At 65.7% G+C, this 420-nt stretch carries 1 protein-coding gene; it reads right to left on the bottom strand.

Features of this window, described 5'->3' with window-relative positions; all coding sequences use genetic code 11:
* Nucleotides 1–152: hypothetical protein (locus OOT08_RS12780; RefSeq protein WP_325093654.1), on the bottom strand; the 152-nt coding region annotated here is incomplete at its 3' end.
* Between the last annotated feature and the right edge of the window lie 268 nt (nt 153–420).

Raw genomic sequence — 420 nt, 5'->3', positions numbered from 1 at the left:
TTGTCGATGATCCGGTTGATCACCATGTCCACGACCTCGTCGGTGACGGCGACGGGGTCGGCGGCGACCTCGGCGATCTTCCAGGCGAGCTGTTCGGTCCGGGGCAGGTTCTCGTCGCTGCGGTAAACGCGCACGTGGTGGTTGACGGTCATCGTGGTCCTCTTCTCTGCGGTGCTGCGGGGCTGATCAGTGCTGATCAGTGCGGTTCGGTTTGGGTCGGTGTTGGTCTGTGTTGGTCTGTGTTGGCCGGTGTTGGCCGGTGTGCTGCGGTTGTTCTGCTCGCCCGGTGCGCTACCGGGGCATTCGGCGACGCGGCGTCAGGAACTCAGCCGGGTGTCGGCGGGTTCTCGACTCAGGGCGCTGAGCACGTGCTGCAGGCTGTGGTGCAGGTGGAGCTGGGTTGCGCTCGCGGCGAGATCC

The organism is Leucobacter sp. M11 (assembly GCF_035726885.1).
Classification (GTDB): domain Bacteria; phylum Actinomycetota; class Actinomycetes; order Actinomycetales; family Microbacteriaceae; genus JAPFRB01.
Note: the sequence above shows the minus strand (reverse complement) of the source record. Positions and strands in the feature narration are given on the sequence as shown.